This is a genomic window from Clostridium sp. CTA-6, from assembly GCF_054768115.1.
The window spans coordinates 115,057-137,798 of the sequence record NZ_BAAAAU010000002.1 but is presented as its reverse complement, the minus strand read 5'-3'; the positions used below and the strand labels follow the sequence as shown (position 1 = coordinate 137,798).

Here is a 22,742-nt window from a genome sequence, read left to right as displayed (position 1 = left end):
TTTAAATAATCTTTACGGGATCAAAATTTATATAATCACAGGAAGTTAAATAGTATTCTATTCCATCTCTTAACCCTTCTAGTGACCTAGTTGTACTTATTCCATGTAAATGTCCGTATATAACCTTCTCTACATTATATTCCTTTAAAAGTTCAGTTATTGGTGAATCTTCAAATTTATCATTAGTAGCAGGATAATGTAACATCACTATAAATTTTTCCATTCCCGCTTTTTTTGCTGTATCTAGTGATAATCTTAATCTTATAAGCTCTCTTCTATATATTTTTTCATCACGAGTAGTAAAATTATCTGATGGCTTAGGATTCCAGCCCCTTGTTCCGCATATAGCATAGTTTTCATATATAAAAAAATTATTTTGTATGAAATTCATATCCTCATACAATTTGTTTAATTTATTTATAGAATTCCACCAATAATCATGATTACCTTTTATTAAAATTTTTCTTCCCTTTAAATTATGAATCCACTCTAAATCATGTAATCCCTCTTCTATTTTCATAGACCAAGAAATATCTCCGGCTATAAGAACGGTATCTTCTTTAGTTATTTTATTTTGCCAATTTTCTTTTATTCTTTCATGATGCATAAACCACTTATCATCGAATATATCCATGGGCTTATCTTCATTAAAAGCTAAATGTAAGTCTGATATTGCATATAAGCTCACTATATCACCTCTATTATTTTATTCTCTCGTCTATTTCCATAACATATGCTATTACTTTTGCTACTGCATCATATAATTCATAGGGTATAGAATCGCCTATATCTATATTAGTTAAAAGATTTGCTAATTCCTTGTCATAAACTATAGGTACCTTCTCTTCTGAGGCCTTTTCCAAAATTTTATCTGCTACATATCCCATACCAGCAGCAGTAACTACTGGTGATGTGTAACTTTCCTCATATTTTAAAGCTGCAGCCTTTTTTCTTTCATTCAAAATAATCACCCAATCTTTTATTATGCTTTAATATCAATAGCATTTAAATTGTTATCATTAAAAAATTCTCTACAGTTTGATATATTAAATATCTCTGCTTTTTCCTCTACTTTTATAAAAATATTATACCCCATACTGCTCATATCTTCTATAAGTTTATTTTTCCCTTTATCTAATAATTTTACCCATTGCTTTATAGTTTTTATATTAATCTCCATATTGCTATTTTTAAGAGTGATATAAGCATCTACTATATCCATATTAGCTGTAGCTATAGATGTGGCTATCTTTACATTACTAGAATCTATTTTTTTACCCTTACCTCTTTCATCTTTTATTATAATTTTACAGTCACATTCGTTTTCTTTAAAATTTAAAGGTAAATCTAAATAATAATATTCATTGGATATAGTATTAAACATTTTAAAATTATTTATATTATTTTTTAATGTGCCTATTATTTTATCATAGGATGAATTATTGGTATCTTTTAATGTATCTATAAGATTTTTAACTATATCTTTAATCTCATTTGTTTTTACATTTATTTGTTCTTTTATACTTGAAGAATCTACTTGTGCTCTACTTCCTGATATTTCTATTGATTTTGTTTTAATATTTTTTGTAGTTTCCCCTATTAAACTTTGCTCTGTTGCTTCAGTATTTTCAGGTTTTGCTTTTAATCCTAACATTTCTTGCTCTTCTTTAGTAAAATTTTTTAATATTCCATTTAAGTCTTTTTCCTCTAATATTAAATCTCTTACAAGACTTATATTTTCTTCCTTACCTGTGGCCATAAGTGTTTTAAAAGTACTTATCAATTCATTTTTTACAACATTTTGACTTTTATTACTTGCGCCATTTTCTATTGTTTTTGATTGTAGATTTTCCTTTACCAAAGTATCTCCATCAGATATATTTTTGTCAGTTATTATTTGTTTATTATCTATGTTAGATTTATTTAATTCCTTATCCATATTATTTACCTTGTTATAAATGCTAGATTCTTTAAAAACCTCTTTAAAAGCTTTTACATTTTCTTCAGTTAATTCTATATTACTTTCTAATAAAATGAATAAATCTTCTTCTGTTAAGGTTTGTAATTCATTAAATAATCCCTTTAATACATTGCTTATCTCTTGTCCTTTAGCACTTTGTAAATCTATTCCTTTACCCTTTATATAGTTTTGTATAAATGTATCTCCTTCTTGAGGATTACTTTTTAGTTTTTCCATAAAATTAGATAAATTTATAACCTTTAATATATTATCCTTAGTTAAAGGTATATTATGCTTTATCATTTTTTCTAATAAAGCATAGTCCTCTTTATTTAATTTTATATTCTCTTTAAGTAATAAATCTTCTATAGAATTTTGCTCTTTTTCTTGTTCCTTTACCAAGCTACCCTCTAAAAATTTTAAAACTAACTTTCCTTCCTCAAATCCTAAAACTTTAAAATTAAGTAACCCATTAGGTAAATTTCCTTTTAAGTCTTCAATGGATGCTTTAAATTGCCATCCATCTATTAATTTTAATATTACCTCTTCTGGACTTTCTCCCTCACCAATTACTCTGGCAGCAAAAATTTGGTCTACATCAAAAGAAAGTTTACTAGATATTTTTTTTGTATTAGTATTATAAACATTATTTATATTTAAAATGTCTGGCATATTATCATCACCTCTTATAAAACTTACTTTATTATCGTACTAGATCTATATTTACTAAACAAACTTTATAAAGGAATAGTGTAATATACTCATATATCAGTACTATATATACTCTAACATATTTTAAAATTTTATTATCTTAAATAAAATGAATTTATTACTTTTCTATTATAATAAAAATACTGATTAAATAGAACACTAGCTATTTAATCAGTTATTATATTTATATTTTATTTTTCTTCATGTAGTATAGGAGATACGCTTTTATATATAACTGAAGTTATTAGGGATACTATAGCTCCCTTAAGTAAATTAAATGGAATTATAGACCAAAATATAAAGCTCTTTAAATCCACTATTTTAGGATTTAACTTATTTCCTATAGCTACTATAGCTTTTATTGGGAAATTTAGTGCTTTTTCATACAATGGTAAAAGAACATAATAGTTAAATAATCCTGCTACCAGAGACATACATATTGTCCCTATGGCTAGTCCTACTAATGCCCCTTTTTTAGTTTTATCTCTCTTATAAATATATGATGAAACACCTACTAAGACAGATCCTACTAAAAAGTTTGCAAATTCCCCTACAAAGACTGTACTTCCTTTGAATATACTATGCAATATATTTTTCATAAACTCTATTAGTATTCCTGCTACAGGCCCTAACGCAAAGCCACCTACTAGTGCAGGTATGTCACTTATATCAATTTGTAAAAAATCTGGAAATATAGGTATTGGAATCTCTATAAACATAAGTAAAAATCCTATAGTTCCTAGCACAGATATCTTTACCAACTTATTTAATTTACTATTTTTCATACTATCCCTCCATTTTATGTTCTTTGAGAAATTCTCCAATAAAAAAGCCCTGATAATAATATCAGGGCTTTGTAATCGCAGTTACAATTGTAATCTTCTTTCATCCAGACTTTACTGTCGGCTTCGGAATTTAACCGAATCATGCTAAAAATAGCTCGCGGGCTTTACCGCCGGTGGGGAATTACACCCCGCCCTGAAGATATAAATATTAATTTTATGCATTTTTATTATATACTATTAATAATTTTAATTCAATATTAATATTTATGCAATAATTTACTTTTTCATGCTTAAGGAGATTCTATTTCTCTTTTGGTCTACTTCTAATATTCTAACTTCCACTATATCTCCTACTTTTACCACATCTAAAGGATGTTTTACAAAGCTATCTGAAAGTTGACTTATATGTACTAAGCCATCTTGATGAACTCCTATATCTACAAAGGCTCCAAAGTCAGCTACATTCCTAACAGTACCCATTAAAATCATATCTGGTTTTAATTGAGTTATATCAACAATTCCTGTCTTTAATATAGGTTTTGGTAAATCTTCTCTTGGATCTCTTCCTGGTTTTTTTATTTCTTTTATAATATCTAATAGTGTAGGTTTTCCTATATCTATTTTATTACATATATGATCTATACCTGTATTATTAACTCTAGCATCTATATCCTGTAATTTATTATTTTTTACATCATTTACATCATACTCTAACAAACTTAAAAATTTCTTGGTTCCTTCGTAGGATTCTGGATGAACCCCTGTATTATCTAAAGGTTCTTTACTTTCCATAACTCTAAGGAAGCCTGCACATTGTTCAAAAGCTTTTTGTCCTAACCTTTTTACTTTTAATAATTCTTTTCTATTCTTAAATTTTCCTACTTCCTCTCTATAAGCTACTATGTTTTTAGCTATGGAACTATTAATACCTGAAATATAAGATAAAAGTGATGGTGTTGCAGTATTTAAATCTACTCCTACAGTATTAACACAATCCTCTACTACTCCCTTTAGTGATTCATCTAATTTTTTTTGAGATACATCGTGTTGATATTGGCCTACACCTATAGACTTAGGATCTATCTTTACAAGTTCTGCTAAAGGATCTTGAAGCCTTCTTCCTATAGATATAGCCCCTCTTAAAGAAACATTTATATCTGGATATTCCTCTGTAGCTAATTTTGATGCAGAATAAACAGAGGCTCCAGCTTCAGATACTATAACATAATATATATCTTTCCCTTTTTCTTCTTTTATTTCTTTAAGCATTTTGGCTATAACCTCTTCTGATTCTCTACTAGCTGTTCCATTTCCTAAAGATATCACATCAACGTCATATTTATATATCAATTCTTTTAATATTTTTACAGAACCTTCTACATCGTTTTGTGGTGCTGTAGCATAAACTGTAGCTGTATTTAATAACTTTCCTGTTTCGTCTAATACTGCTATCTTACATCCTGTTCTAAAACCTGGATCATACCCTAAAACCACTTTATCTTTTATAGGTGCTTGCATCAAAAGAGCCTTTAGATTCTCTTTAAATATTTTTATTGCTCCTTCTTCACCCTTTTCCGTTAACTCTGATCTTATCTCTCTTTCTATAGAGGGATATATTAATCTTTTTAAAGAATCTTTAACAGACTCTTCTATATATATATCTGTTTCTTTATTTCCTTTTAAGGATCTACTTTTTAAATAATCTATTATTTTGTCTTCATTACAAGTAACTTTTGCTGTTAATATTTTTTCTTTTTCTCCTCTATTTATAGCTAATATTCTGTGTGGAGGAATATTCTTTACATTTTCTTTATAATCATAATACATTTCATAAGGAGTAGGCTCCTTGCTTTCACCTTTGGTTTCTATTACTCCCTCATTAAAGACAAAATTTCTTATCCATTTTCTGTATTCTGCTTCGTCAGATATAACTTCACTTATTATATCCATGGCACCTTGAAGAGCATCTTCAATAGTTTTTACTTCTTTTTCTTCATTTACAAATTGACTAGCATATACTTTTATATCTTCTTTAAAATTACCTTCTAATATTGTTTCCGCTAAAGGTTTTAATCCTTTTCCTTCGGCTATAGTAGCTCTTGTCCTTCTCTTTGGCCTATAAGGTCTATATAAATCCTCTACTTCCGTAACAGTTTTACAATTAATTATAGATATTTTAAGTTCTTCTGTAAGCTTTCCTTGCTCCTCTATAAGTCTTATAACATCTTCTTTTTTAGAACTTAAATTTCTTAGATATGTAAGCCTTTCAAAAAGCTCTCTAAGAGTTTCGTCGCTCATACCTCCAGTTACTTCTTTTCTATATCTTGCTATAAAAGGTACTGTATTCCCTTGATCTAATAAATCTATAACTGCATCTATATACTTAATAGATATATTAAGTTCTTTTGATAAAACACTATTTATATTGTTCATTTTTACCTCCAAATATTAAATAAAGTCACTAAAAATATATTATACCAGTTATATATCCTTTGGCAAATTAATATAAATTAAATTATAAACAATTTATAGGAGATATTATGAGAAATTTTTCCAAGTTATTTTATATAACTATTATTTTAACCTTTTTATGTTTTAGTATACAAACCGCTTTATTTATAAAATCATTTAATATAAACTCTGTACTAAATAATATTAATTTAATATCCTCTAATGAGTTTAAGGGAAGACTTCCTGGCTCTATGGAAAATAGGCAAGTTTCAGAATATATAAGAAATAATTTTAGAAATAATAATCTACTTCCCTATGAAGAAAACTATTTCCATAGTTTTGGATGTTTTTATCCTAGCAAAATTGAAGGTAATCCTTACTTGAAAGTAATAGATTCTCAAGGTAACTTAATTAAAAATTATTCTTATGGTAAAGATTTCAAAGAAGATATGCTTAATTTTAGAGAAAATGCTTTTTCTTTTACTAATAAAAATGTAATTATCCAAAATGATTTTATGAATATAAATTATAATAATGGTAATTTCCTTATATATGCTACAGATGATTACGATTCTAATTTTAGAAGCTCTTTTGTAAAAGAAGCGCCCTATAATATGTATGTTGTCACAAATAAAAAAGTTTTTTCTGAACTAAAAGATTTTATAAAATCAGACTATAAAATAATTTGTTTTATTCCTTATTCCATAAAAGAAACTGAACTTAATAACGTGGTGGGATATATAAAAGGAACAAATCCTAACAATGCTCCTATTATAATTTCTTCCCACTTCGATCATTTAGGTGAGGATTTAAATGGGACTATATATAGTGGTGCTTTAGATAATGCTTCTGGTACTAGCTTTATGCTAGAATTAGTTAAATATATTAAATCCTTAGGTACACCGGATAGAGATATTATATTTGTTTCTTTTAATGCTGAAGAATTTGGTTGTCTTGGCTCTAAGGCTTTTGTAGAAAAATATTATAGCAAAGTAAAAAATTCTACATTATTAAATTTTGATATGATAGGAGGTAGTGAAAGTGTTCCCCTTTGTATAATGGGATCTGATAAAGATACAGCTGATACTCCTCTTATAAAAGAATTATCCACTTTATGTTCTTCTAAAAATATTAATTTTAATTATATGTTTGAAAATGCTAGTGATCATTATTTTTTTAGAGAAAAGGGTGTAAATGCTATAACATTTTGCGATAATGATACTTCCAAAATTCATACTCCTAAGGATAAAATAGAGTTTATAAATAAAAATTCTATAAAAAGATGCTACAATGTAGCCTCATTAAAAATTATAAATTCCGCTTTTAGAGGAAATTTATTTTATGTTCACTATAAAGAATTTCTAATTATATCTTTTGTTTTACTTTTTATATTTATAAGAAAACAGCAAAGAAATAAAACAAAAATTATAAATCTAAATAATTATTTATTATGAATTCTATAATTCGACAAAGTAAAAGGGATGCCTCAAAATAAAATAAATTTAATTTCAATAATTGTGATATTAAAATTAAATCTATTTTCAGGAATCCCCTTTATTTTTTAATTTCTGATTTTAAAAATTTCCTTTTAGATACTCTATTATGAATATATTTATATCGCCATTCATTACTGCATCTACATTGCTAGTTTCTGCTCCTGTTCTATGGTCTTTTACTAAATTATAAGGATGAAATACATAGGATCTTATTTGACTCCCCCATCCCATATCCTTTAGTTCTCCAGTTAGATCTTCTATTTTTTCTTTATGAGATCTTTCCTTTAATTCTACTAATCTTGATTTTAAAACCTTCATAGCTGTTTCTTTATTAGTATGCTGACTTCTTTCATTTTGACATTGTACTATAATTCCTGTTGGTATATGAGTTATTCTTACTGCAGATTCAGTTTTATTAACATGCTGTCCTCCAGCTCCACCTGCCCTATAGGTATCTATCTTTAAATCTTCACTCTTTATTTCTATTTCTTGATCATCTGTTAGTTCTGGTAATACTTCTATAGATGCAAAGGAAGTCTGTCTTTTACCATTTGCATTAAAAGGAGATATTCTAACCAATCTGTGTATTCCCTTTTCACCTTTAAGATATCCATACACAAACTCTCCAGTAATCTTTAGGGTTACACTCTTTATCCCTGCATCTTCAGCCTCTAATAAATCCATAATCTTAACAGTAAATCCCTCTTTTTCAGCCCACCTTGTATACATCCTAAATAGCATATCTGTCCAATCCTGTGCATCTGTTCCTCCTACTCCTGAATGTAGGGTCATTATTGCATTATTTCTATCATACTCTCCAGATAATAGGGTTTCTATCTTAAATCTATCTATTTCTTCTTTTATATTTTTATATTCTGATAATATTTCTTTTCCCATATCGTCATCTTCTTCTGATAACATTTGGGACAATCCTATAATATCCTCTATAGTATTTTTTAAATGATTATACTTGCTTAGTTTATCCTTTAAATACTTTTCTTCAGAAGTTATTTTTTGTGCCTCTTTTATATCATTCCAAAAATTTGGATTTTGCATTTTATTTTGTAGTTCTGATATACTATTTTTTAATTTTTCTATGTCAAAGAGACTCCCCGATTTCTTTTATTGTATTTTTAAGTTCATAGGAATTATTTATTATTTCTTGAATTTCTAATATCATGCCATCACCTCTATTATTTACTTTAGGCGCATGAAAATAAATAACAAGTCAAAGATGGCAGTATATTTTGTGTCAGCCAAGGAAGCAGGTTCCGTCGCTAGTAGTGCTATCGGCGGGCTATGCTGACGCAGTATGACGCAAAATAGACTGTCATACTGACTTGTTATTTATTTGAATGTGCCTTAAAGGTTATAAAACCAGAAACCAAATAAAAGTTTCCGGTTTTATTATAATATATTTTTATGCCATTCTACCACAACAATTTTTATATTTCTTTCCACTTCCACAAGGACATAGATCATTTCTACCAATTCTATTTTCCTTTTTTATAGGTTGTTTTTTTACTGAGTCCTCATCATAATTAGTTGATGTTTCTTTTGCTACCTTCTCTCTTTCAGGTGCTTTTTCTACTTCCACATGGAATAAATATCTTACAGTATCTACTTTAATGTTATAGATCATTTCCTCAAACATTTCACTACCTTCAAATTGGTATGCTTGAACTGGATCTTGTTGTCTATATGCTCTTAGACCTATACCTTGTTTTAAGTGATCCATATCATCTATATGATCCATCCATTTAGTATCTACAACTCTAAGTAATATTACCCTTTCTATTTCTCTTATTTGTTCTTCTCCAATTTCTTTTTCTTTGTGGTTATATATATTTTCTACTGCTTCTAATAATTTTTCTTTTATTTCTTCATCTGATAAATTACTTAGATCTTTCACATTTACTAAACCCTTTGGTAAACATATATCTTCTAAATAATTAACAAGATTTTGAAGTTCTGTCTCAAACTCTTCTTCTACTCCTGAAATATGAGAATTTACTGCAGTATAAACTACATCTCTAATCATATCTCCTATTTGATCCTTTAAGTCTTCCCCTTCTAGAACCTCACTTCTTTGTTTGTATATTATTTCTCTTTGTTTATTTATTACATCATCATATTGCAATAGAGTTTTTCTTATATCAAAGTTATTTCCTTCTACCTTCTTTTGAGCACTTTCTATAGCTGAACTTACCATCTTACTTTCTATAGCTTCATCTTCACCAAGTCCTAATTTATCAACTATTCCTTGTATTCTTTCTGAACCAAATATTCTCATTAAATCATCTTCTAAAGATACAAAAAATCTTGATTCACCAGGATCTCCTTGACGACCAGAACGTCCTCTTAATTGGTTGTCTATTCTTCTAGACTCATGTCTTTCTGTACCTATAATCATAAGTCCGCCTGCTTCTTCAGCTTCTTTAGTAAGTTTTATATCTGTACCACGACCTGCCATATTAGTGGCTATTGTAACCATCCCATATTCCCCTGCATGAGATATTATTTCCGCTTCTTTTTCATGATATTTAGCATTTAATACTTGATGAGGTACTCCTTTTTTCTTTAGCATAGAGGATAACATTTCTGATTTTTCTATGCTTACTGTACCTACTAGCATTGGTTGACCTTTTTTATATCTTTCTACTATTTCATCAACTATAGCTTTAAATTTACCCTTTTCTGTTTTATATACTACATCCGCATTATCTATTCTTGCTATAGGTTCATGTGTAGGTATTACAATTACATCTAATCCATAGATTTCTCTAAATTCATTTTCTTCTGTTTGAGCAGTTCCTGTCATACCAGATAATTTATTATACATTCTAAAATAGTTTTGATAAGTTATTGTAGCTAAAGTTTTAGATTCTCTTTCTACTCTAACGCCTTCTTTAGCTTCTATAGCTTGGTGCAATCCATCGCTATATCTTCTTCCTTCCATAGCTCTTCCTGTAAACTCATCAACTATTAGAATTTCTCCATCTTTAATCATATAATCTTTATCTTTCTTCATTACATAGTTAGCTTTTAAAGCTTGAACTACATGGTGTTGTATTTCCATGTTTTCTGCATCAGCATAGTTATCTACCTTAAAGAAATTCTCTGCTTTATTAACACCTTCATCTGTAAGCATAGCTGAATTAGCTTTTTCATCTATTGTAAAATCTTTTTCAGCTATTAAAGATTTAGTGAAATAATCTGCAACTTTATAAAATTCTGTAGACTTCTCCCCTTGACCTGATATTATTAATGGAGTTCTAGCTTCATCTATTAATATAGAGTCCACTTCATCCACAATTGCAAAGTTTAACTTTCTTTGAACTCTTTCTTCTTTATAAACTACCATATTATCCCTTAAATAATCAAAGCCAAATTCACTATTTGTTCCATAAGTTATATCTGAACCATAAGCTTCTTGTCTTTCTTCATTATTTAAATTATGCAAAATAACTCCTACTTTTAACCCTAAAAATTCATATACCGGAGCCATTAAATCTCTATCTCTTTTTGCTAAGTAATCATTAACTGTAACTATATGTACCCCTTTTCCTGTTAATGCATTTATATAGGCTGGCAATGTAGCAACTAAAGTTTTACCTTCACCGGTTTTCATTTCTCCAATTCTTCCTTGGTGTAATACTACACCACCTATTAATTGTTCTTTATAATGTTTAAGTCCTATGGTTCTATGTGCCGCTTCTCTAACTAAGGCAAAAGCTTCTGGTAAAATATCATCCAGTTTTTCCCCTTTTTCTAGTCTACTTTTAAATTCTTCAGTTTTTAGCTTAAAATCTTCATCTTTTAAGGATTGCATTTTTTCATCTAAAGATTCTATTTTGTTTACTATAGGATTAACTCTTCTAAGTTCTCTTTCACTATATGTACCAAATATTTTATTTAAAATTCCCATATTATTCATCCTCACTATTTATCAAATTTTATAGGTCTTAACTTTATAAATTATATCATTTAACTATATTCCATTCAACTTTTTAAAATAATAATTATGTAAATTTGTAAATAATAATTAATTATAGTAAACCCTAGGTTTATAAACCTTATCTATATAAAAAAGTAGACATATACCCTTGTATATGTCCACTTTTTACTAGTTCTTTATATTAATATGTTAATATATTATTTTAAAATTCAGGTTCTATTAAACCATAATTACCATCTTTTCTTCTATATATAACATTTACTTCCTCTGTATCAGCATTTTGATATACAAAGAAATTATGTCCTAAAAGCTCCATTTGTAAAACTGCTTCTTCTGAAGACATTGGTTTCATGGCAAATTTTTTAGTCTTTACTATTTGAGTCTCTTTATTTTCTCCACTTTCATAATCTGGTATATATTGAAATCTTAATGAGCCATCATGAATATTACGTTGAAGTTTAGTCTTTTGCTTTCTTATTTGTCTTTCTAATTTATCTATTACCATGTCTATAGATGCATACATATCCTCTGTTGTTTCTTCACCTCTTAATATAACTCCATGGAATGGTATCGTAACTTCTATAGTTTGCTTATTTTTGTGTACACTCAATGTAGCTGTTGCAACTACATCAGGGTTGAAAAATCTTTCAAGCTTTGACAGCTTCTTTTCAACTGTCTCCCTTAAAGCATTTGTTATCTCAATATTTTTGCCTATTACTGTTATTTTCATTCTTCAGCCCCTCTTTCTGTTCTTGATTATGTTTTTTAATCTTGTTATGTTATTTATATTTTAATACTATTTTTTAAAAAACTCAATAGAAATTTTTTAAATTTACAAAATATTAAGTTATTTATAATAATTTTTTACTAATATGAATTATTTCATATTAATATAAAAATAAGACCTATAGTTATACTATAAGCCTCAATTAGTTAAAATTAGTTGACCTGGTTTTTGCCCCCACACTCGCCTGCTGGAATTTTCGCTACCCAGAGTTCGTCTTCTCACTACTAACCCTCTCGTTTTTAATAACGGCAGGACTTACTTCTAAGCCGCACCATGCTCATCAAATATTTTTATTTAACTTACGTGGATCGTTTTGCCTGCGACTGGCATCGACTTTCAACCACAAACCTAATTTTACTATATTTAAATTATACATCACTTTTTGCTGCAGTCAATATAAAAATTTCTTTTGCTCCACTCTTTTTTAACTCGTTAGCACAATAAAAGGAGGTAGCTCCTGTGGTTAAAACATCATCAATTAAAAGTATTCTTTTATTTTCTACATATCTTTCATTATAAACTTTAAAACTATCCTTAACATTTAGCCATCTTTCAATTCCATTTAATCCTATTTGATCTTTTGTATTTATATTCTTTTTTAAACAATAGACTATTGGTATATTAATGCTTTTACTTATAATCCTGGCTAAGTACTCACTTTGATTATATCCTCTTTTTTTGTAAGATTTTTTACTGGATGGAACAAAAGTTATAATATCCGTGCTTATATTAATTTCTTTTGCTTTTCTACACATTAAATTAGCTATTACTTCTCCACTTTTAAAATCGCCTTTATATTTTAAATTTAATATAAGTTCCATCATTATACCTGAATAATAGCAAGTAGGGAATGCTGAAAAACAGTTTTTCCCTTTTTCAATAATTTTAACGTCACTACAATGCTTTATAGCGTTAAGGCATTCTTTACATATTAAATCTTCTTCTATATATTTTTCACATATTACACATTTATTTTCATAGGGGTATATTACTTCTCCTATACATTCTATAATATATTTTATATAGTTAAAAATCCTAGTTCCCATGCTTCTTTATTAAAGCCTCTTATTATATTTTTAGCTTTCTCCATATGTACAGTTTCCGTATTAGCTAGAAATATAATTTCACCTTTAAAATCATATTCACCTCTCCCTACAGTACCACATAAATATATTAATTCTTTATAATTAAATTTATTTTTATCTGAACCATAAATTATCAAATCTGTATCCTTTAATTTTGAAAATCCATCATAAAATAAATTAGTTATAAATATACCTTCCTTCATCTTTTCGAAGTTAACTAAACTCTTATTAGAATCTAATTCCATATCTAGTATTACATTTACATCAATTTTATTTATATAATTTTTAAAATAATTATATAAATTTTTACTAATAAAATGTGAAGGGGTATATATAATAACTTTCCTTTTAGACTGAAATGACCACTTCATGTAATCATAAATAATAAAAGGAATCTCTCTACTTATATTTATTCTAGTTAATAATGTTCTTGGTTCTATTATAGGCATTCTATCCTTTTTAAAGGGTATATAAATACTTCTACTATTGATAAATAAGCTTTCTATAGAATACATTATACATTTCCCTTCATTGGTAAGTTTAGACAAAATTAAATCTTTTATACTATCCTTATTATGATTTGCATAACTACTTAAATCATCATATATTATAAAATCAAATTTTTCATCCATATTAAATGCCACATTAAAATTAGTAACTTTTAAGTTTGAAACTATATCTAATTTACTCTTTCTTACATAAGAATATTGTCTAAAATCACTTTTTCTTTTTATATTTTGTATTATATCTATGCTTTTTTCTTCTTCATTTGTTATATACAAAATATTATTCCTATTTTTTATTAGATATAAAATAGAATCCACAAAAAAATTCGTAGTATTATAAGGTATAGATACAACATTTAAGAACTTTTCTCTACCTTTACACCAATTTAATATAACTTCACTAAATTCATATTCTTTTTTGGATCTTTTAAGTAAAGACATACAGGTTCACCTTCTATATATAATATATTATTCTCCATCTATAATTTCAGTATCTAAAACATTACTTATACGCCACTTTAAAAGAGAATATCTTTCAAAAATTTTATCATTTTGTACCATAAAATTAATAGCTTTTAAAGAACCTACCAAAACAACAAGCTTTTTAGCTCTTGTTATTCCTGTATACAATAAATTTCTATTCATTAAAAGCGGTGGTCCTTTAAAGGCTGGCATAACTACTACTGGGAATTCACTGCCTTGACTTTTATGAATAGTTGCAGCATAAGCTAAATCTATTTCATCTAAATATAAATTTTCATATATTACTCTTCTTTCATTATCAAACAAAACTTGAACCGTTTCTTTTTCTTCATCTATGTCTTCTATATACCCTACATCTCCATTAAATATTCCTAACCCTTCTGCTTCCCCCTCACCACTTGTTCTAGTCCACTTTAAAGAGTAGTTATTTTTTGTTTGCATAACTTTATCTCCTACTCTAAATATATAATCCTTAAATTCCATTTCTTTTTTTAAATCATTTTTAGGGTTTAAAACAGATTGCAATTCCTTATTTAAATTAGAAACACCTAAAATTCCCTTTCTCATTGGAGATAGTATTTGTATATCATGAATTTTATGCCAACTTTTATTAAATTTAGGTAATCTTTTATTTGAAAGTTCTAATAATGTATTAACTATTTTTTTAGGTTCACTACATTCTATAAAATAAAAATCTTTATCCTTTTTATTTATAAGGGGCATTTCCCCATCATTTATTCTATGGGCATTTACTATAATCATGCTCTCTTTAGATTGTCTAAATATCTCTTTTAATCTTACTACCTTTACGCACTTACTTTCTATTAAATCTCTTAATACATTTCCAGGACCTACTGATGGAAGTTGATCTACATCTCCAACTATTATTATTCTTGTACCTAATGCTACAGCTTTTAAAAGTGTATTCATTAATATTATATCTATCATGGAAGCTTCATCTATTATCACTACATCACATTCTAAAGGCGTCTCTTCACCTTTAGAAAAAACTTCTTCTGTGTCATCCTGAGATACACCCATTTCTAATAGTCTATGTATTGTTTTAGCTTCTCTGCCTGTAGTCTCAGACATTCTCTTAGCTGCTCTTCCTGTAGGTGCTGCCATAAAAACTCTCATGTTAGCTTTTTCAAACATCTCTGTTATACAATTAATAATAGTTGTTTTTCCTGTGCCAGGGCCTCCTGTTATTATTTCCACCCCATTTTCTAAGGCTCCTTTTATGGCTTCCCTTTGAGAATCATGAAATTTTATATTATTACTTTTTTCAAAATTTAATATTTCATCTTCTATATCTATGTTTAAATTATCATATTGTGACAAAGATAAACTAAGTATTTTTTTTGTAACTCCTAACTCGCAATAATAATAAGGTAGAGTAAAAACGCAGCCTTGGTCTTCTACTTTTTCTATCTTTAATTTATTTTCTGCCATACTATTATATATACTTTCATGTATTTCTTCTTCTTTTACACCTAATATGTTCATAGACTCACTTATAAGCTTATCTAAAGGCATATAAGTATTTCCTAGACTACAAAATCCATTTATTATATAGTTTATTCCACTTTGAATTCTGAAGGGTGAATTGCCTGCTATTCCTAAGCTTCTAGCTATTTTATCTGCAGTTTTAAAACCTATCCCGCTTATTTCTTCTGTAAGTATATATGGATTTTCTTTAACAATTGATATAGAATTTTCTCCAAATCTTTTATAAACTTTCATACATTGATTAGGTGTAACTCCATAATTCTGAAAAAATATCATTATGTTTCGTACTTCATTTTGTTTTATATAGGAATCATATATTATTTCTATTTTTTTCTTTCCTATACCCTCTATTTCTGTCAATCTTTCTATATTATTGTCTAATATATTTAATGTTTCTTCTCCAAATTTTTTTACAATTTTTTTTGCAGTTACTGGGCCTATACCTGATATAATTCCTGAGGATAAATATCTTTCTATACCAGCTATAGTATTGGGCACTACCTCTTCACATATTTCTACCTTAAATTGGTTCCCAAATTGTGGATGGATAACCCATTTACCTTTTAATTTTAAATTTTGTCCTTCTGTTATATAGGGCATACATCCTACTATGGTTGTAACCTCGTTTTCCTCTCTTATTTTTGCCACTACATATCCATTCTCATCATTTTTAAAAAGTATATCCTCTATAAATCCCTGTATTTCCTGCATAAAAAATCTCTCCTAATCTTTTTCATTCCACTACCATTACCCATAATACTTCCACTTCTAAGTATGGTAAATACTATAGTTTTTTAACTCTAATCATTTAGACTAATTATATCATATTATTATAGAAAAATATAAAGGAATGGCATGTTATCATGTCCATTCCTTTTTACACTATTTTAACTTATATATGTTTTTTTATTTCCTCTACTTTATCTAATCTTTCCCATGGTACATCTATATCCGTTCTTCCAAAATGTCCATAAGCAGCGACTTGTTTATATATAGGTCTTCTTAAGTCTAAATCTCTTATTATAGCTCCAGGTCTTAAATCAAATACTTTATTTACTATTGAAACTATTTCTTCATCAGCCATTTTACCTGTTCCAAATGTATCAACTGAAATAGATACTGGTTTAGCTACCCCTATAGCATAAGCTAACTGAATTTCTAACTTATCAGCAACCCCTGCTGCAACTAAATTTTTAGCTACCCATCTTGCGGCATATGCAGCAGATCTATCGACTTTTGTTGGATCCTTACCTGAAAAGGCTCCACCACCGTGTCTTCCATATCCACCATAAGTATCAACTATTATTTTTCTTCCTGTTAATCCTGAGTCTCCTTGAGGCCCACCAATTACAAATCTTCCTGTTGGGTTTATAAAGTATTTAGTATTTTCATCTAATAATTCTGACGGTACTATAACTCTTATTACATGTTCTTTAATATCCTTTTCTATTTGTTCTAAAGAAACTTCTGGACCATGTTGAGTTGAAATAACTATAGCATCTATTCTTACAGGTTTACCATCTTCATACTCTACAGTCACTTGAGTTTTTCCATCTGGCCTCAAATATGGTAATGTACCATTTTTTCTTACTTCTGATAATCTTCTTGATAATTTGTGGGCCATCTCTATAGGCATTGGCATATATTCCTTAGTTTCATTTGTAGCAAAACCAAACATCATACCTTGATCTCCAGCGCCTACAGCATCTAATTTATCCATTTCACCTTTTTTAGATTCTAAAGCTTCATCAACGCCCATGGCTATATCTACTGATTGTTCATCTATTGATGTTATTACAGAGCAAGTCTCACAATCAAATCCATATTTAGCTCTATCATATCCTATTCCCCTTATAGTTTCTCTAACTAACTTTGGTATATCAACATAACATTTTGTTGATATCTCTCCCATTACCATTACCATTCCTGTTGTAACTGCGGTCTCACAAGCAACCCTTCCATTAGGATCTTTATCTAATATAGCATCTAAAACTGCATCTGAAATTTGATCGCATATTTTATCTGGATGTCCTTCTGTTACTGATTCAGATGTAAATAACTTTCTCACGTTAACTCCTCCTAATTACTAATTTTGCCTAAAAAATAAAACCTCTTCAATAAGAAGAGGTTATTATATAACTACTCTCTCTTATCTTGCAGATAGCACTGCAGGAATTGGCACCTTAGTGAATATCACTGGTTGCCGGGTTTCATAGGGCCCTTTTCCCTCCACCTCTCTTGATAAGAGTTCTTTATTACTATTTATTTAAAATCATATCATACTAAAAAACACATGTCAATATTATACTTATAATATATGCATTATAAATCATCTATATACAAATAAAAACATCCTTACTATAAGTAAGGATATTTGGTGGAGGAGGACGGATTCGAACCATCGAAGCGAATCGCAACAGATTTACAGTCTGCCCCCTTTGGCCACTCGGGAACTCCTCCATGTATGGAGCTGGCAATAGGACTTGAACCTACAACCTGCTGATTACAAGTCAGCTGCTCTACCAATTGAGCCATGCCAGCATAATATAAAATTTTAATGGTGGGCACAACAGGGCTCGAACCTGTGACCCCCTGCTTGTAAGGCAGATGCTCTCCCAGCTGAGCTATGCGCCCATTAAAATAAATATGGTGGAGGAGGACGGATTCGAACCATCGAAGCGAATCGCAACAGATTTACAGTCTGCCCCCTTTGGCCACTCGGGAACTCCTCCACATATGGAGCTGGCAATAGGACTTGAACCTACAACCTGCTGATTACAAGTCAGCTGCTCTGCCAATTGAGCCATGCCAGCATATTTTTTTGTGTCGTATCGACAAGAAATAGTATATCTATTTATCAATATAAATTCAAGCAAAATTAATAGCCTTTATATTAATCCTAATCCTATATACATAGTTTTTACTCTTGAATACTTTGTTTTTCTTACTATTTTATTTTGATAAATTTATTTGTAATATATATTTATTAATTTATAATATATTTATAATAAAAATTTATACATATATTAGGGAGGAATATCATGCAAAAATTATTAGGAAAGCTTAGAAGAGCAATGGGAGATTTTAATCTAATACAAAATGGAGATAAAATAGCTGTTGGTTTATCTGGGGGAAAAGATAGTATAGCTTTACTTCATCTACTAAAAAAATATCAAAGTTTTTCTCCTGAAAAATTTGATTTAATAGCTATAACATTAGATACGATGACAGGAGCAGATTTTTCTCCTCTTGAAAGTGTATGCTCTAATATAAATGTTCCACTATACATATATAAGACTCCCATAAAAGAAATAGTTTTTGATGTAAGAAAAGAAAAAAATCCTTGTTCTTTATGTGCTAATTTAAGAAGAGGAGCTTTAAACAATTATTCTAAAAAACTAGGATGTAACAAAATAGCCTTGGGTCATCATAAAAATGATGCTATAGAAACTTTATTAATGTCTATGCTATACGAAGGAAGAGTAAGTTGTTTTTCCCCTAGAACCTATTTAAATAAAGCTGATATAACAATAATTAGACCTATGATATATATAGATGAACTAGCAATTAAAAGTATGGTTAAAAGATATAATTTACCTATAATTAAAAATCCTTGTCCTGCTAATGGTAATACTAAAAGGCAATATATGAAAGAACTTACCTATACTTTAGAAAAAGATATTCCTAAAGTTAAAGACAGACTACTTGGATGCTTAAACAATACCAATCAAATAAACCTATGGGACAAAGATAAAATCGAATAATATTTAGCTCCTTATATTCATATATATTAATATAAGGAGGGGTGTGTTTTGAATATAGAAAAAACTCATTATATGGAATCATTATCTTATTATAAAATAGCAAATTCTCTTAAAAATTATTTAAATAAAGATACTATAATAATATGCATAGGTACAGATAGATGTATAGGGGATTGCCTTGGTCCTTTAGTTGGAACTATATTAAAATATAAAAATATACCTTTAAAATTATATGGAACTTTAGATGAACCTATACACGCTTTAAATATAGAGGAAACTATAAAAAATATTAAAAACTCCTACCCTAATAGTTCTATAATAGGTATAGATGCCTGCCTTGGTGACAAGAATAATATAGGTCAAATCCAAGTAAGAAACTTTCCCATACAACCTGGAAAAGGTGTTGGGAAAACACTTCCTAAAGTAGGAGATTGTTCAATTGTTGGTATTGTAGATTCAAATGAAAACTGTGATATATTTACTTCTGCTAACACTAGATTAAGCTTAATATTAAATATAGCTAAAGTTATTGCCCATTCAGTTTTACACTGTTGTTATATATTAGATATTTAAAAAATATCATTGTAATTAGGTATAGTTTATTAATTATTCTGCATTAATATAAAAAATAAAGCTCATGATTACTAATCAAGAGCTTTATTTTTATATGTAGTTATTTAAACTTATTATACTAAATTTAATCCATCACCGGATTCTGATATTCCCATCTTATCCAAGTACTCTAGCATTTTTCCTGTTCCCTCTGCAACACAAGAAATGGGGTTTTCTGCTATATGTACGGGTACTTTATTAACATTTTCTATTAAATCACTAAGACCAGTAAGCAGTGCACCTCCACCTGTCATTATTATACCTTTATCTGCTATATCAGCTGATAATTCAGGTGGTGTCTTTTCTAATACTGAATGAGTAAGTTCTGCTATTGAATTTACAGTATCCTGTAAGGCTTCTCTCATTTCATCTGAGGTTACAGTTAAGTTTTTGGGTAATCCTGTAACTAAATCTCTTCCCCTTATATCCATTGATGTATCCCCGCCTTTTGAGAAAGCAGAACCTATTTTTATCTTTAAGTCTTCAGCTGTTCTTTCTCCTATCATAAGCTTGTGTTTTTTTCTTATATATTTTATTATAGCATCATCAAACTTGTCCCCTGCTATTTTTATAGATGATCTTACTACTATACCTCCAAGAGAAATAACCGCTATATCTGTAGTACCTCCTCCAATATCTATAATCATACTTCCGCTAGCCTTAGTTATATCTAAATCTGCACCAATAGCTGCTGCTAAAGGTTCTTCTATTAAAAATACCTTCTTAGCTCCAGCATTTCTAGCCGCATCCATAACAGCTCTTTTTTCAACTTCTGTAGCTTCTGATGGAATACATATTACTACTCTTGGTGCAGATATTTTTTTCTTTCCACAAGCTTTTCCAATAAAATATTTTAACATTTTCTCAGTGATATCATAATCTGATATTACTCCGTCCCTCATAGGTCTTATGGCTACTATATTACCTGGTGTTCTACCAATCATCTCTCTAGCTTCTTGTCCAACAGCTAAAACCCTATTTTTGTTTCTGTCTATCGCCACTACTGAAGGTTCATTTAAAATTACACCTTTTCCCTTCATATATACAAGTACTGTAGCTGTCCCTAAATCAATTCCCATATCTGTTCCTACACTAAAAAACATTCCCGTATCCTCTCCTACTCTATTGTAGTTATATATAAATTATGAGAATCCTTTACATTTTTCTCATAACTATCTATTCTAATTATAATAGGAATGTAATTAACCTTCAATAGCTTTATATTTCATCTTTGTAGCTTTTCCACCTCTTATATGTCTCTCCGCCTTATTATAATCTAATATTTCTTTTGCTTCTTCCGCGATTTGAGGGTTTATTTTAGGTAACCTTTCCGTCATATCTTTGTGTATTGTACTTTTACTCACTCCAAAAACTTTGGCTGTTTTTCTTATCGTAGCTTTAGAATCTATAATATAGTGTGCCACTTCAAGAACTCTTTCTTCAATGTAATCTTTCAAAGTGCTACCTCCTTAATCCCTTTATAGTTATAAATATGCTTGTATAAAGGATTAAATTCATTTATATTTAGCCATCTTCCGCATAAAAGCGGAAAATGGCATCCTTATTAATATTTAATATATTTTGAAGGATTTATGTATTTATTTCCCTTCATCATAGCAAAATGCAAGTGATCTCCATATTTTTCATATGCTGCTCTTAATGTAGTTTTTCCTACATTACCTATTAAAGAACCTTGCTTTATTTGCTGCCCTTTAGTAACTTTAACTTTAGAATCTAAATTAGCATATACACTCTTTATTCCGTTTTGATGATTAACAGTTACCTTTACACCATCTTGGCTTGAAGTGACTATTTCTTCAACTTTCCCATCTGCAATAACACAAACAGGTGAATTTAGTTTAGCTTTTATATCTAATCCTAAATTAGCTCTATAACTTGAAGTTGAATTCCAAAATACTGGATCTTCTGAATATACTCTTGCTAAAGTTCCTTCCACTGGTTTTATAAAATTATTATTTTGAGCTTTTGAAACTTGAGCTGTTTCCTTTTCACTTTGTTTGCTCTTTTCACTTTCTTTATTTTGCTCTTTTTCATTTTCTTTGTTTTCTTCTTTTTTCACTTCAAGGGCATTATTATAACTTTTAGAATTTCCTTCTACAGCCTTTGCCGAATCTTTTTCTTTTTTATTTTCAACTACTTTATTTTCAATAGGTTCTTTCTTTACATGTGAATTGCTCTTCACTGAAATTGCTGCTATAGCAGCTACTATGCAAAGACAAAGGAATAAAACTACATAAAACCCCTCCTTCTTAAAAAAGTTTGATTTTTTATTAGATGGTTTTTTTTCCATATCAACACCTCCTTTTTTTAGTTTGTCCAGTAGATAGCAAAAAATACATATTTTATTAAGAAATTTTCCCTTTTTTTCTCCAAAATTCAACATTGCTTTTGTTGTATTTGATATCTAATTGTTGATGCTTGTAAATTCTTAAATTGCAATTTGAATAATTAAAAATATTATTCAAAATAAAATAGATTTAATTTTAACACCACAAAGATAAAAAAATATACTTCACATAAGTCTTATTAATATGTTTATAATGTATATTTTTTATTTTTGCTATATTAAAATTAAATCTATTCTTAGGCATACACTTATATAAATTTTAAAGTT

18 protein-coding genes, 5 tRNA genes and 2 riboswitches are annotated in these 22,742 nt (G+C 28.7%); of the genes, 3 read left to right on the top strand and 20 right to left on the bottom strand.

What is annotated here, in order from left to right:
* Position 1 precedes the first annotated feature (1 nt).
* The 5 genes from ACYUDJ_RS03990 to ACYUDJ_RS03970 form a co-directional block, all read right to left on the bottom strand.
* A complete protein-coding gene (locus ACYUDJ_RS03990) occupies positions 2–688 on the bottom strand; it encodes a metallophosphoesterase (protein ID WP_003487816.1) in 687 nt (228 codons plus the stop codon).
* 13 nt (positions 689–701) lie between these two features.
* Positions 702–962 carry an EscU/YscU/HrcU family type III secretion system export apparatus switch protein gene (locus ACYUDJ_RS03985; protein WP_003356363.1) on the bottom strand — a complete coding sequence of 87 codons (261 nt, stop codon included), beginning with the start codon at positions 960–962 and terminating at the stop codon, positions 702–704.
* Between the two features lie 20 nt (positions 963–982).
* Positions 983–2,632, bottom strand: coding sequence for a hypothetical protein (locus ACYUDJ_RS03980; RefSeq protein ID WP_003487820.1), 1,650 nt, complete (start codon positions 2,630–2,632; stop codon positions 983–985).
* Positions 2,633–2,862: 230 nt separating this feature from the next.
* On the bottom strand, positions 2,863–3,456 hold the full coding sequence (locus ACYUDJ_RS03975; RefSeq protein WP_043030929.1) for an ECF transporter S component: 594 nt from the start codon (positions 3,454–3,456) through the stop codon (positions 2,863–2,865).
* An 88-nt stretch (positions 3,457–3,544) separates the two neighbouring features.
* Positions 3,545–3,661, bottom strand: a riboswitch (FMN riboswitch).
* A gap of 71 nt (positions 3,662–3,732) precedes the next feature.
* Complete coding sequence (locus ACYUDJ_RS03970; protein WP_003487824.1) at positions 3,733–5,889, bottom strand: Tex family protein; 2,157 nt, start codon at positions 5,887–5,889, stop codon at positions 3,733–3,735.
* Positions 5,890–5,996: 107 nt separating this feature from the next.
* Here ACYUDJ_RS03970 and ACYUDJ_RS03965 point away from each other — a divergent pair, with 107 nt between their 5' ends.
* Positions 5,997–7,361, top strand: a complete 1,365-nt coding sequence (locus tag ACYUDJ_RS03965; protein ID WP_003487826.1) for a M28 family metallopeptidase — start codon at positions 5,997–5,999, stop codon at positions 7,359–7,361.
* A gap of 120 nt (positions 7,362–7,481) precedes the next feature.
* On the opposite strand, the gene prfB is transcribed toward ACYUDJ_RS03965, so the two are convergent.
* The 12 genes from prfB to ACYUDJ_RS03905 all read right to left on the bottom strand — a co-directional run bounded on the left by prfB (position 7,482) and on the right by ACYUDJ_RS03905 (position 18,544).
* Positions 7,482–8,583 (bottom strand): peptide chain release factor 2 gene (gene prfB, locus ACYUDJ_RS03960; protein ID WP_141650338.1). Its coding sequence is split into 2 segments (ribosomal slippage): positions 7,482–8,504 and positions 8,506–8,583, totalling 1,101 coding nucleotides; the frame shifts between segments, so codons are not numbered across the junction.
* A 240-nt stretch (positions 8,584–8,823) separates the two neighbouring features.
* On the bottom strand, positions 8,824–11,331 hold the full coding sequence (gene secA / locus ACYUDJ_RS03955; RefSeq protein ID WP_042385915.1) for a preprotein translocase subunit SecA: 2,508 nt from the start codon (positions 11,329–11,331) through the stop codon (positions 8,824–8,826).
* 232 nt (positions 11,332–11,563) lie between these two features.
* Positions 11,564–12,091, bottom strand: a complete 528-nt coding sequence (gene hpf, locus ACYUDJ_RS03950) for a ribosome hibernation-promoting factor, HPF/YfiA family (protein WP_003487832.1) — start codon at positions 12,089–12,091, stop codon at positions 11,564–11,566.
* Positions 12,092–12,516: 425 nt separating this feature from the next.
* The gene (locus ACYUDJ_RS03945) at positions 12,517–13,194 is read right to left on the bottom strand and encodes a ComF family protein (protein ID WP_003487833.1); all 678 of its coding nucleotides are present in this window, start codon (positions 13,192–13,194) and stop codon (positions 12,517–12,519) included.
* On the bottom strand, positions 13,167–14,180 hold the full coding sequence (locus tag ACYUDJ_RS03940) for a hypothetical protein (RefSeq protein WP_003487837.1): 1,014 nt from the start codon (positions 14,178–14,180) through the stop codon (positions 13,167–13,169). Before ACYUDJ_RS03940 ends, ACYUDJ_RS03945 begins: the two co-directional genes overlap by 28 nt.
* A gap of 27 nt (positions 14,181–14,207) precedes the next feature.
* Complete coding sequence (gene recD2 / locus ACYUDJ_RS03935; protein WP_043030927.1) at positions 14,208–16,442, bottom strand: SF1B family DNA helicase RecD2; 2,235 nt, start codon at positions 16,440–16,442, stop codon at positions 14,208–14,210.
* 181 nt (positions 16,443–16,623) lie between these two features.
* The gene (gene metK / locus ACYUDJ_RS03930) at positions 16,624–17,799 is read right to left on the bottom strand and encodes a methionine adenosyltransferase (RefSeq protein WP_003487840.1); all 1,176 of its coding nucleotides are present in this window, start codon (positions 17,797–17,799) and stop codon (positions 16,624–16,626) included.
* 78 nt (positions 17,800–17,877) lie between these two features.
* A riboswitch (SAM riboswitch) is annotated at positions 17,878–17,979 on the bottom strand.
* A 127-nt stretch (positions 17,980–18,106) separates the two neighbouring features.
* A tRNA-Tyr gene (locus tag ACYUDJ_RS03925) sits at positions 18,107–18,191 on the bottom strand.
* A gap of 5 nt (positions 18,192–18,196) precedes the next feature.
* Positions 18,197–18,272 (bottom strand) — tRNA-Thr (locus tag ACYUDJ_RS03920).
* 17 nt (positions 18,273–18,289) lie between these two features.
* A tRNA-Val gene (locus ACYUDJ_RS03915) sits at positions 18,290–18,365 on the bottom strand.
* Between the two features lie 13 nt (positions 18,366–18,378).
* Positions 18,379–18,463, bottom strand: a tRNA-Tyr gene (locus tag ACYUDJ_RS03910).
* 5 nt (positions 18,464–18,468) lie between these two features.
* A tRNA-Thr gene (locus ACYUDJ_RS03905) sits at positions 18,469–18,544 on the bottom strand.
* Positions 18,545–18,772: 228 nt separating this feature from the next.
* Between ACYUDJ_RS03905 and ACYUDJ_RS03900 the strand changes: the two genes are divergently transcribed.
* Positions 18,773–19,495 carry a tRNA 2-thiocytidine(32) synthetase TtcA gene (locus ACYUDJ_RS03900; protein WP_003487842.1) on the top strand — a complete coding sequence of 241 codons (723 nt, stop codon included), beginning with the start codon at positions 18,773–18,775 and terminating at the stop codon, positions 19,493–19,495.
* 48 nt (positions 19,496–19,543) lie between these two features.
* Positions 19,544–20,068: a spore protease YyaC gene (gene yyaC / locus ACYUDJ_RS03895; RefSeq protein ID WP_042385917.1), complete on the top strand. Its 525-nt coding sequence runs from the start codon at positions 19,544–19,546 to the stop codon at positions 20,066–20,068.
* A gap of 113 nt (positions 20,069–20,181) precedes the next feature.
* Here the strand turns inward: yyaC and mreB are convergent, their stop codons facing one another.
* The 3 genes from mreB to ACYUDJ_RS03880 form a co-directional block, all read right to left on the bottom strand.
* Positions 20,182–21,210 carry a rod shape-determining protein gene (gene mreB / locus ACYUDJ_RS03890; protein WP_003487846.1) on the bottom strand — a complete coding sequence of 343 codons (1,029 nt, stop codon included), beginning with the start codon at positions 21,208–21,210 and terminating at the stop codon, positions 20,182–20,184.
* Positions 21,211–21,309: 99 nt separating this feature from the next.
* Positions 21,310–21,564, bottom strand: coding sequence for a sporulation transcriptional regulator SpoIIID (gene spoIIID, locus ACYUDJ_RS03885; RefSeq protein ID WP_003356559.1), 255 nt, complete (start codon positions 21,562–21,564; stop codon positions 21,310–21,312).
* A 107-nt stretch (positions 21,565–21,671) separates the two neighbouring features.
* Positions 21,672–22,418 carry a M23 family metallopeptidase gene (locus ACYUDJ_RS03880; protein WP_042385919.1) on the bottom strand — a complete coding sequence of 249 codons (747 nt, stop codon included), beginning with the start codon at positions 22,416–22,418 and terminating at the stop codon, positions 21,672–21,674.
* Between the last annotated feature and the right edge of the window lie 324 nt (positions 22,419–22,742).

Excerpts from the sequence above, each read along its gene's own strand:
- ACYUDJ_RS03945 (WP_003487833.1), bottom strand. The coding sequence starts at position 13,194 with ATGGGAACTAGGATTTTTAACTATATAAAATATATTATAGAATGTATA.
- hpf (WP_003487832.1), bottom strand. The coding sequence starts at position 12,091 with ATGAAAATAACAGTAATAGGCAAAAATATTGAGATAACAAATGCTTTA.
- ACYUDJ_RS03980 (WP_003487820.1), bottom strand. The coding sequence starts at position 2,632 with ATGCCAGACATTTTAAATATAAATAATGTTTATAATACTAATACAAAA.
- ACYUDJ_RS03970 (WP_003487824.1), bottom strand. The coding sequence starts at position 5,889 with ATGAACAATATAAATAGTGTTTTATCAAAAGAACTTAATATATCTATT.
- ACYUDJ_RS03880 (WP_042385919.1), bottom strand. The coding sequence starts at position 22,418 with ATGGAAAAAAAACCATCTAATAAAAAATCAAACTTTTTTAAGAAGGAG.
- secA (WP_042385915.1), bottom strand. The coding sequence starts at position 11,331 with ATGGGAATTTTAAATAAAATATTTGGTACATATAGTGAAAGAGAACTT.
- ACYUDJ_RS03975 (WP_043030929.1), bottom strand. The coding sequence starts at position 3,456 with ATGAAAAATAGTAAATTAAATAAGTTGGTAAAGATATCTGTGCTAGGA.
- ACYUDJ_RS03965 (WP_003487826.1), top strand. The coding sequence starts at position 5,997 with ATGAGAAATTTTTCCAAGTTATTTTATATAACTATTATTTTAACCTTT.
- recD2 (WP_043030927.1), bottom strand. The coding sequence starts at position 16,442 with ATGCAGGAAATACAGGGATTTATAGAGGATATACTTTTTAAAAATGAT.
- ACYUDJ_RS03940 (WP_003487837.1), bottom strand. The coding sequence starts at position 14,180 with ATGTCTTTACTTAAAAGATCCAAAAAAGAATATGAATTTAGTGAAGTT.
- mreB (WP_003487846.1), bottom strand. The coding sequence starts at position 21,210 with ATGTTTTTTAGTGTAGGAACAGATATGGGAATTGATTTAGGGACAGCT.
- ACYUDJ_RS03900 (WP_003487842.1), top strand. The coding sequence starts at position 18,773 with ATGCAAAAATTATTAGGAAAGCTTAGAAGAGCAATGGGAGATTTTAAT.